Origin of the sequence: Pseudomonas sp. REP124, assembly GCF_020164475.1 — a bacterium.
GTDB lineage: Bacteria > Pseudomonadota > Gammaproteobacteria > Pseudomonadales > Pseudomonadaceae > Aquipseudomonas.
The window spans coordinates 1-10,874 of sequence record NZ_JAIQWX010000187.1; the positions used below are offsets into that span (position 1 = coordinate 1).

4 protein-coding genes are annotated in these 10,874 nt (G+C 62.2%); 1 reads left to right on the top strand and 3 read right to left on the bottom strand.

Annotated elements, in window-relative coordinates; translation table 11 throughout:
* Positions 1–45: 45 nt before the first annotated feature.
* Positions 46–1,797: an N-acetylglutaminylglutamine synthetase gene (gene ngg, locus K9857_RS27520; protein ID WP_224541272.1), complete on the bottom strand. Its 1,752-nt coding sequence runs from the start codon at positions 1,795–1,797 to the stop codon at positions 46–48.
* A 3-nt stretch (positions 1,798–1,800) separates the two neighbouring features.
* A complete protein-coding gene (locus tag K9857_RS27525; RefSeq protein ID WP_224541274.1) occupies positions 1,801–3,573 on the bottom strand; it encodes an N-acetylglutaminylglutamine amidotransferase in 1,773 nt (590 codons plus the stop codon).
* A gap of 238 nt (positions 3,574–3,811) precedes the next feature.
* Here K9857_RS27525 and K9857_RS27530 point away from each other — a divergent pair, with 238 nt between their 5' ends.
* A complete protein-coding gene (locus K9857_RS27530; protein ID WP_224541276.1) occupies positions 3,812–8,602 on the top strand; it encodes an NEL-type E3 ubiquitin ligase domain-containing protein in 4,791 nt (1,596 codons plus the stop codon).
* Between the two features lie 155 nt (positions 8,603–8,757).
* On the opposite strand, the gene mnmC is transcribed toward K9857_RS27530, so the two are convergent.
* Complete coding sequence (gene mnmC / locus K9857_RS27535; protein ID WP_224541278.1) at positions 8,758–10,740, bottom strand: bifunctional tRNA (5-methylaminomethyl-2-thiouridine)(34)-methyltransferase MnmD/FAD-dependent 5-carboxymethylaminomethyl-2-thiouridine(34) oxidoreductase MnmC; 1,983 nt, start codon at positions 10,738–10,740, stop codon at positions 8,758–8,760.
* Positions 10,741–10,874 lie beyond the last annotated feature (134 nt).

A 10,874-nucleotide genomic window follows, 5' to 3' on the forward strand; every position in this document is an offset into this window, starting at 1 on the left:
GTAGGAGCGAGGCTTGCCCGCGAAGGCGTCAGTCCAGACGCAGCATCATTTGCCAGCCGCCGGCTGACTGTAGGGAAACAGCAAATCCACAAACCGCTCCGCCGTCGGCTGCGGCTCATGATTGGCCAGCCCGGCGCGTTCGTTGGCTTCGATGAATACGTACTCCGGTCGATCCGCGGCAGACACCATCAGGTCGAGGCCGACCATGGGAATATCCAGCGCCCGGGCCGCCCGCGCCGCCGCATCCACCAGGGTCGGATGCAGAATCCCGGTGACGTCCTCCAGAACCCCTCCGGTATGCAGATTGGCCGTGCGCCGGACAAACAGATGCTCGCCCGCCGGCAGAATGCTGTCGTAGTCGAAACCCGCACCCTGCAAGGTGCGCTCGGTCTCGTGGTCCAGGGGGATTTTGCTTTCGCCACCGGTGGCGGCCTGGCGTCGCCGGCTCTGGGCTTCGATCAGCGCGCGGATCGAATGCTGACCGTCGCCGATCACCTCGGCAGGTCGACGAATCGCCGCAGCGACCACTTCAAAGCCGATCACCAGAATCCGCAGGTCCAGACCTTCGTGGAAGCTTTCCAGCAGCACACGGCTGTCGAATCGGCGGGCCGCCTCGATGGCTTGCTGCACCTCTTCGATGCTCTGCAGATCCACCGCCACACCCTGACCCTGTTCACCGTCCAGCGGCTTGACCACCACCCGCTGGTGCTCGTCAAGAAACGCCAGATTGTCATCGGCATTGCCCGCCAGTTGCTGCGCGGGCAGCTTCAGACCGGCGGCCTTGAGGGTTTTGTGGGTCAGGCTTTTGTCCTGGCAGAGGGTCATGCTGACGGCGCTGGTCAGGTCGCTCAGGGATTCGCGGCAGCGCACCCGACGCCCGCCGTGGCTCAAGGTGAACATCCCGGCGTCGGCATCGTCGACCTGCACGTCAATGCCGCGACGCAAGGCTTCCTCGACAATGATCCGCGCATAGGGATTGAACTCGGCTTCGGGCCCGGGACCGAGAAACAGCGGCTGGTTGATGCCGTTCTTGCGCTTGATGGCGAAGGTCGACAGGTTGCGAAAGCCGAGTTTGGCGTAGAGGTTTTTCGCCTGTCGGTTGTCGTGCAGCACCGACAGATCGAGATAGCTCAAGCCGCGGCTCATGAAATGTTCCACCAGATGCCGCACCAGCACCTCGCCGACGCCGGGCCGCGAACAATGCGGATCGACCGCCAGGCACCACAGGCTGCTGCCGTTTTCCGGATCGTTGAACGCCTTGCGATGATTCAGGCCCATGACACTGCCGATCACCGCGCCGCTGTCCTCGTCCTCGGCCAGCCAGTACACCGGCCCGCCCAGATGACGTGGAGTCAGCAAGGTGGCATCGATGGGCAGCATGCCGCGGGCCTGATACAGCTGGTTGATCGCCTGCCAGTCCGCCTCGCTTTGTGCGCGGCGGATACGAAAACCGCGAAACACCCGGGTGGCCTGACGGTAATCGCTGAACCACAGGCGCAGAGTGTCGGATGGATCAAGAAACAATTGGGCCGGTTCCAGCCCCAGCACCTGCTGGGGCGCGGCGACGTACAAGGCGATGTCGCGCTCGCCTGGCTGCTCGTTGAGCAACTCCCGGGCGAGGCACGCAGCATCGGAAAACGTATGGCCGATCAACAACCGGCCCCAGCCGCAGTGCACTGCGATCGGTTCTGCGCCCAACTGGCTGCCGTCTTCGGCCAGGCGCGCCTGCAAGCGCTCGTAGGAGGGCGTCTGACCGCGCAACAGGCGTTGGCTGATGGCCGTAGCGTGAGGTTTCATCGATCAGATTCCTTGTTCGCTGAGCCACAGGTTCAGTGCCGCCAGCTGCCACAGCTTGGAGCCGCGGAGGGGCGTCAACTGGCCTTGAGGATCGGTCAGCAGGCGGTCGAGCATGGCCGGGTTGAACAGGCCCCGATCCTGGCTCGGGTCGAGCAACAGTTCGCGCACCCAGTTCAGCGTGTTGCCTTGCAAGTGCTTGAGGCCCGGCACCGGGAAGTAACCTTTTTTGCGGTCGATCACCTCGCTCGGAATCACCAGTCGCGCGGCCTCCTTGAGCACCTGTTTGCCGCCGTCCGGCAGCTTGAACTTGCCTGGCACTCGGGCCGACAACTCCACCAGCCGGTAGTCGAGAAACGGTGTACGGGCTTCCAGACCCCAGGCCATGGTCATGTTGTCGACGCGTTTGACCGGGTCGTCCACCAGCATCACCGTGCTGTCCAGGCGCAGGGCCTTGTCCACCGCCGCATCCGCGCCGGGTTGTGCGAAATGTTCCTTCACGAAGTCGCCGGCGGCGTCATTGGCAGTCAGCCATTTCGGCTGCACGGTGGCGGCGTAGTCCTCGTAACTGCGATCGAAGAAGGCTTCGCGATAGGCCGCGTAGGGATCGCTGGCGCCGTCGACCTGCGGATACCAGTGATAGCCGGCAAACAGTTCGTCGGCGCCCTGGCCGCTCTGCACCACCTTGCAGTGCTTCGACACTTCTCGGGACAGCAGGTAGAAGGCGATGCAGTCATGGCTGACCATCGGCTCGCTCATGGCCCTGAAGGCGGCGGGCAGTTGTTCGATGATCTCTTTTTCGTCGATGCGCAGTTGATGGTGGCGGGTGCCGTAGTGCTGGGCAATCAGGTCCGAGTACTGGAATTCGTCGCCGCGCTCGCCACCAGCGTCCTGAAAACCGATGGAGAAGGTCGACAGGTTCTCCACGCCGACTTCACGCAACAGGCCGACCAGCATGCTCGAATCGACACCGCCGGACAGCAGCACACCAACATCCACCGCCGCACGCTGACGGATCGCCACCGCCTCGCGAGTGCTGTCGAGCACGCGGTCGCGCCAGTCTTCGAGGGTCAGGTTCATTTCGTCGGCATGGGGGCCGTAGGGCAGGGTCCACCAGGTGTGCTGTTCGCTGCGGCCATCGGCATCGATGCGCATCCAGGTGGCCGGCGGCAGTTTTTCGATACCCGCCAGCAATGTGCGCGGCGCGGGGACCACGGCGTGGAAGTTCAGGTAGTGATTGAGCGCCACCGGATCGAGGATCGGGTTGATGTCGCCGCCCTTGAGCAGCGCCGGCAGCGACGAGGCGAAACGCAGGCGCTGGCCGGTGCGCGACAGGTAAAGCGGTTTGACGCCCAGACGGTCGCGGGCGATGAACAGGCTTTGCGTATCGCGCTGCCAGATGGCGAAGGCGAACATGCCGTTGAGTTTCGGCAGCAGCGCTTCACCCCAGGCATGAAAGCCCTTGAGCAGCACTTCGGTGTCGCCACCGGAATGGAACGTGTAACCGAGGCTTTCCAGTTCGGCGCGCAGTTCCGGGTAGTTATAGATCGCGCCGTTGAAGGCCAGGGACAGACCCAGTTGCTGATCGATCATCGGCTGCGCCGAGTGCTCCGACAGGTCCATGATTTTCAGGCGTCTATGGCCCAGGGCAATCGGCCCCTGACTGTGAAAGCCCCAGGCGTCGGGGCCGCGTGGTGCCAGGTGATGGGTGATTCGCTCAATGGCTGCAAGGTCTGCAGGTTGATTGTCAAAACGTAACTCGCCAGCTAATCCGCACATATATTCCTTACCGGTTTTTCCGTTGGGGAGGGTCAATCGATACCGCGCCAAAACGGCGGGTACTCAGAAACTGACCCGGCGGACTTCTCGTTAGTTTTAGATCAATGAGTTATAAGCCGAAGTAAGCGGTCGTCGGGCAAGGCAGATGGCGGGGGGAACGGGTGGTAAGTAACGCTGCACTGCCGACAGGCGGCAGGACGTAGGCTTGAGCGCTTCCGAACGCAATAAGGACATTGCCATGAAAGCGACTGCTACACCCCTGACCCCGGCGCAACGACTGGCCGCACTGGTGGAACACACCGGAGACCTGGACAAGGCCGAAGTGCTGGAGAAATCCCTTCCGGACTGGCTGGCCAAGGCGGACCTCGGTGTTATCCGTGCCTTGAAGGCCGACCTTGCCCAATCCCATCTGACCTACGCAAGAGCGTCTCAGGCGCTGGCAAAGCTCAAGCCGTTGGACGTGTTTTGCAAGGAAGAGCTGACCCGTACGCTCAAAACGAAGTGGAAGCGCGATGTCGACGTTGAGCGAGACACATTGCAGATCGTCGAGAAGGAGTTCACCGGCACCGGTCTTCTACCGCTCGGCTACGACGGAAAAATCACCACCACCTCCCACAGCCTGCTGCATGCGGCCATGGTCAATTTCACCGAGGCCAATGCGAAGCCCAATGGTTTTCTCGAAGAGTCCGCGATCAGGATCGACAACAAAGCTCAGACAGATCCCGAGATAAAACCCGCAAAATTCGCCGAGCTATGTCGTGAGCTGGACCTGGGCGGCAGTTACCAGCGCCATATCAACGAAATCCTGGCGGTGCCTGCAAAAAACGCCGTCATCACTGGCCCGGGTTCCGCTGATGTGCGCCGGCTCAGGTTGCTGGACATGCGCGTCGCCGCCCACATGGCCTTTTTGAAAAAGGACATCAGCGATGCGGCCTACAGGATGTTGCTCAAGGTCATCGAACGGGATGTCCCGCTCGCCCAGGCCAAAGACATCGCATACGACGGGGGACCGGTGCACTGGCAGGGGCTGGTCATTCATGACGCCAGCCTGTACGGCGTGCTGGTGTTCAGCAAGGCGTCCATCGACACCGAGCGCAATGCCCGGTGCGTGGTCTACATGCCCAACAATCCCCGCAGGCCGTTCTATGAATACACCTCGCTCGATGACCTGAAGACCTATCTGACGCTGCACCTGCAAAGCGAGAGTTTTCGCAAACACTTCGCCACGCACTTTCTCGCCGGCCACGACAAAGTCAGCTTTTTCAGCCGCTTCGACAAGGACAAGGTGCTTGGCGTGCTGAGTGCGTTGCCAGCTGACAGTTGTCCGGGGGATATCCTGTTCAGCGACTTCGTCAACAAGGCGGAGGAGGACGCGCGCATCCTTGCGATTCCGACCGAGACCGTCGATGCGCAAGAGCGGGAAAAGACCCTCCAGGCCCTGTTGGAGGCCGGTCTTCTGTTGTTAAACGCGGCGTCTTTTTTCGTACCCGTGCTGGGCCAGCTGATGCTGACCGTGGCCGTCGTCGAAATGGTCGGAGAAGTCTACGAGGGCGTGGAGGACTGGACTCACGGCGAGCACACCGAAGCGCTGTCCCACTTACTCAATGTTGTCGAAGGTCTGGCGCAGATGGCCGCTTTCGCCGCGGCAGGCAAGGTTGTGGGCAGCGCCATCGGCAAGGACGTGAAGGAGCCAGCAGTTTTTTTCGATGATTTCGAAGCGGTGACCCGCGCCGATGGCAAGGCCATGCTCTGGAAGCCCGACCTCAAAGCCTATCGACAGCCTGTGGAACTGGAGCCTGACGTACAGCTGGTTCCGCAAGGCATTTATACCCAGGGCACCTCTCATTCGATCCGCATGGACGGAGCCACTTTTCGAGTCTCCCGCAAAACGCCGAAGGATCCGTGGCAGATCAATCATCCAACTCGCCCGCAAGCCTTTCAGCCCGCCATTGAGCAAACCCTCGAAGGCGGCTGGCGCCATGTGTTCGAACATGCCCACGAATGGCCCGACGGCGGATACGCATTGAAACGTACCAATCCTCACCTCGGCGAACTCGGTAGCGACCTTGCGGCAATGGCCGATATCACCGGGCTGACCCCCGGTCGATTGCACCAACTGCATGAAAGCCGATTGAGGCTGCCACGGCGCCTGCACGATTGCGCCGAGCGCTTCAAGCTGGACCGGAAAATCACCGGCCTGATCCAGGCCATGGAACGAGGCGAAACCGCCAACACCGGGTGCGTGCAGGAACAGCTGCATGCCTTGCCAACGCTGCCCGGCTGGCCGGCGAAGCGCTTTATCGAAGTGCTCGATCAGAAAGGCGCCTCCATCGCGCGCTACCCGAAAACATCCCCGGCGAACGACCTGGTCAACTCCGTCCACGTCTACCGGTCGCAGCTGAACTCGGGTCAATTGCTCGATACGGTCATCAACGGTCTGTACCCGAAGGAAGTCGAAGCCATGATCGGTACGTCGACCAGCGAAGCGAAACCGGCACTGCTGGCGAAAAGAATCGCCAGCCATCTCAAGGCCAACCGCCAGCCGCTGTTCGATCGTCTTTATGAGGGCTACGACGGCACGGCCAGCGGTGATGTTGCGGTGCTGTGCGAGCAGGTTTCCGGACTGCCGACCCGTATCGCGCAGGAACTTCTGGAAGGTGTGAACGGCCGAGAACGGCATTTCCTCTTCGATCGCAAAATCCAGGGCTCGGATCTGGCCCGGGAAGTCGCGCAGGCGCAGTTTGCCCTGCGCCAGGACCGGGCAATCGCAGGCTTGCATCGGCCGCACCTGGCCAATACCGACACTGACACCCTGACGTTCGGGTTGATGGATCGGGTGCAGGGCTGGGATGAAGGTTTTCGTCTGGAGTTGCGGCAGGATTCCCGTACCGGGACTTTGCTGGGCGCTGTGGGGGAGGCGAATGCGACGTCGAGCGAGGTCATCGTCAAAGGGGCCACGGGCTACCAGGTCACCCGGAGCAGTGGCAACGTCTCTTCAACGGTGACCAGCGACAATCTGCTCCAGGCAATACTCGACACCTTGCCCGCTGCCCGGCGTACCCGCATGGGGTTGACCGGCGACGACACGCAGGATGGCGCGACACTACGCTATCGACTGGGCAAAGCCGGCACCGGGGATCCTGAGCGCAGCGCTCGGCTGCTGCGGGGTGAGCCCGATAAAACGGCCAAACATCTGTTGTCCTGCGTTCAGTTGGCTCCACCCGCGGCAAGCCGCCATTCCAGGAGCCTGTCTCGTAAAGTCCGAAAGCTCTATCCATTGTTTACCGACGTTCAGGTCTCGGCCTTTCTCGACAAGGCCGGCAGCACGCCGATGTTGCGCATGAATCGAATCCGCGAGCTGAGGCAGCAACTCGATGCCTTCCACAAGACCCTGCACGCCTGGCGCGACGATGAGGTGCAGATGGCCAAGCTGCCGGGGCGGCTTAACGATGTTCGGGTCAGTCGCCGTCAGGTGGCCAATGCCATCGAGAATTGCTGGCGCCGGGTTCCGCCGCCGCGCTGGCCGCTCAATCAGCCCCATACCACCCTTACGCTGGAGCGAAATCCCGTGGGATCGCTGCCGACACTCACCGAGCAGGATGTCGCCCATGTACGCACCTTGCTGATCAAGGACATGGAGGCCGGGGATGAACTGGCCTACTTCCTCAAACCTTTCAAGGGCCTGACCCGGCTGGAGCTGGACGGTAACAGGCTCAGCCGCTTGCCGGAAGCGCTGTCGCACATGCCCGACCTTCAACACCTGAGCCTGAATGACAATCGGCTGGTGCTGACCGAGCACACCTTGCGCAAGCTGGCGGACATGCGCGGGCTGCGAACCCTGTCGCTGGCCGGCAATCGATTGGGGGCCACGGTGGATGTCAGCAAGATGATCGATCTGCAAGGGCTGTTTCTCGGTTCGACCCATGCCACCGAATTGCCGGTGGGGCTCCAGCGCCTGCCGTATCTGGACATGGTGGATCTGCGCGGCAACGAGATCCGTACCTTGCCCGAGTGGCTGTTCGATGCACCGCAGCGCCTGGCCCAAACGATCAATCTGCGGCACAACCCGCTGTCCAGCGCGAGCTCGACCAAGCTCAAAAGTTACCGCGACAGGACGGGTGACGGGATGGGATACCTGGAAAACGACGTGGGGGTAATCAACGAGCAAATGGCCCGAGATCTGTGGATGCCGAAATCCACGGAACCGAACTTTGTTCGGCGCAACCACACCTGGCTGGCGCTGAAGAATCAACCGGCCTCCGATGGCTTTTTCCGCCTGCTCGCGGAGGCGGGGAGCACCGCCGACAGCCGTTATCTGCGCGAAGACATGACGCGCCGGGTGTGGCGCGTGATCGAGGCGACCGAGAGAGGGGCGGCATTGCGCGATCAACTGTTGTCGATGGCAGTGAAGTCCAACTGCGCGGATTCGGCGGCCACCATCTTCAGCAATCTCGAAGTGGCGGTGGAAATCGACAAGGTGGTGCGGCACTCGGTCAATGCGCACGACCGCGCCGCGCGGCTGATCAAGCTGGGGCGGGCGCTGTTCAATCAGGACTACCTGGACACGATCGCCCGGGAGAAGGTCAAGGCCAACCCTGCGCTCGATCCGGTCGAGGTGGTGCTGGCTTATCGCACGGGGCTTGCCGAACGACTCGATCTGATCGGGCAGCCCCATCACATGCGTTACGCATCGCTCGCCGGTGTGAAGCCTGCGGATCTGGATGCGGCGTACGGCAGAGTGATCAACGCGCAACTTTCATCCGACCTGCAGACGTACCTGAACGGGCGCACGTTCTGGGTCGACTTTTTGCGAGAGCACCATGGTAAGCAGTTCACGGATCTGGCTGAACCTTTTCATGAGCGCATGGAGACTGCGTTCGAGAGTCAGGGAAAGCTGGGGGACAAGTATCGGGCGAAGGTAGACGGAATCATGGAAGAGATGTATACGGCGGAAAAAGGGCTGCTGGAGCGATTGACCCGGGCGGCCCTCAACGCAGATGAATCACACGTCTGCTTTGCTCTGGATTGACCGCTGAAACGCCGTCCCCTGTAGCAGCTGGCGCAGCCTGCGTCCGGCTGCGAAGCAGTCGTGAATCAGGCACTGCAGTCTGTCAGACAGACCCAGTACACAGGTTTTGCGACTGCTGCGCAGCCGAACGCAGGCTGCTCCAGCTGCTACAGGTTTTACGCCTTGCCGCGGATCAGCCGCCGCAACGCAAAGCGATTCGGATGACAAGCCTCTGCCACAGCCCTCGGCAATGGCAACGGCTCGTCATCAAACCACGCGGCGAGCAATTCCCCCGACAGCGGCGCGGTGATCAACCCGCGGGAACCGTGCCCGCTGTTGACGTACAAACCCTCCAGCCACGGGCACGGAACGTCCGGCACCTGCCGGGCATCCTTGCTCAGGGCGCTGTAGGCCTCAGTGAAGGCCTGCACATCAGCCAGCGGCCCGACAATCGGCAGATAGTCCGGGCTGGTGCAGCGAAACGCCGCGCGACCTTCGAGGCTTTCCGGTTGCGGGGTATCGGCATGCAGCCGGGCGACCAGGTCCGGGGAAATCTCTTCAAGCATCTGCAGATTGCCGGCGTGCTCGGCCGCCGTCGGCGTCAGGTCTTCGTTGTTGAAATCGAAGCTGGCGCCCAGGGTGTGCTCACCCAGGCGAGCCGGCGCGACATAACCTTCGGCGCACACCACCGTGCTCAGCGACTGACTTTCAGCGGTTTGCGTCAGGCGAGTGATCTGCCCGCGAATGCGTTTGAGCGGCAACTCGGCGCTGTACGGAAAACGCTTGATCTCCGCAGCGCCGGCCAGGACCACCACCGGCGCCTCGGCCAGCAGGCGCTCACCGTCCCAGGCTTGCCACTGTCCTTCAGACCTGCGCAGTTCCAGCACATCGTGATGGGTGAGCGCGCGGATATCCGGCCGCGCCACCTGCCATTGGCACAACGCCGGTGGATGCACCCAGCCACCTTCGGGATAAAACAGACCGCCCGATTGCAGGCCGATCCCGGCTCGGGCTTCGGCCTGGGCCTGATCGAGAATGTGCAGCAAGTCTTCGGGAAAGGCCTCGGCCAATTGCTTCTGGCGCTCCGCTTCCTTGGCATTGAACGCCAGTTGCAGCACACCGCAATCAGCCCAGTCGACACCGCGCTGCAAGTGTTCGAGCAGGCGCCGGGTGTAACCGAAACCGCTGACGATCAATTGCGACAGGGCCGTGCCGTGGGCTGACAGTTTGAGATAAAGCACACCCTGAGGATTGCCCGACGCTTCCTGCGCCAGCCCATCATGACGTTCCAGCAGACTCACCTGCCAACCCCGCGCGGCGAGGCTGGCGGCGCTGGCGCAACCGGCCAGCCCTGCACCGATCACCAGCGCCCGACGTTCGCCGGTGTGTGGCGTGGGGCGGGCGAACCAGGGTTTGGCCGGGGCGGGCGCCGGTGTTTCTTCAGGCCAGCCAAGAAAGGCGCCGCGCAGGATTTCCCATTTATGGCCGATGCCCGGCGTGCGCTTCATCTTGAAGCCCGCCGCGTTCAGCAGGCGTCGCACCCAGCCGGTGCTGGTAAAGGTGCTGATGGTCGAACCGGGCGCGGCCAGTCGGGCGAGTTCGGCAAACAGCTCGGCGGTCCACATGTCGGGGTTTTTCGCCGGGGCGAAACCGTCGAGAAACCAGGCATCGATCTGCGCGTCCAGCTGCGGCAATTGCTCCAGTGCATCGCCGATTAGCAGGGTGAGGGTGACACGTCCGTTGTCCAGCACCAGGCGCTGGAAGCCTTGATGAATCGCCACGTATTGCGCCAGCAACTGATCGGCGAATACCTTGAGTTCCGGCCAGAGCGCCAGGGCGCGGCTGAGGTCGGTCGGGCTCAACGGGTATTTTTCGACGCTGACGAAATGCAGGCGTGCGCTCGCCGGGGCGTGTTGCTCGAACTCCTGCCAGGCGCAAAGAAAATTCAGCCCCGTGCCGAAACCTGTCTCGCCGATGACCAGCCGGCCACCTTCCGGCAGCGCAGCGAAGCGCTCGGCCAGACGGTTCTGCTCGATGAAGACGTAGCGGGTTTCTTCCAGCCCCGACTGATCGGAGAAATACACATCGTCGAACACTCGGGAATAGGGACGACCCTGGTCGTCCCAGTCGAGCTGGGCGTGGGGCATTAGAGGTTTCATGGCGGGCTCAGCAGGGGCAAAGGCGCCATTCTAGCCGATCGCGGGCCGGGTGCCTGATCCAGGGCAAGTACCACCTCAAGAGCTTCCCCCAAAATTCAACCATTCCCCGATTTTTTGGTCAGGCACCTTGTGGC

Coding starts and splice junctions, on each gene's coding strand:
- mnmC (WP_224541278.1), bottom strand. CDS start 10,740: ATGAAACCTCTAATGCCCCACGCCCAGCTCGACTGGGACGACCAGGGT.
- K9857_RS27525 (WP_224541274.1), bottom strand. CDS start 3,573: ATGTGCGGATTAGCTGGCGAGTTACGTTTTGACAATCAACCTGCAGAC.
- K9857_RS27530 (WP_224541276.1), top strand. CDS start 3,812: ATGAAAGCGACTGCTACACCCCTGACCCCGGCGCAACGACTGGCCGCA.
- ngg (WP_224541272.1), bottom strand. CDS start 1,797: ATGAAACCTCACGCTACGGCCATCAGCCAACGCCTGTTGCGCGGTCAG.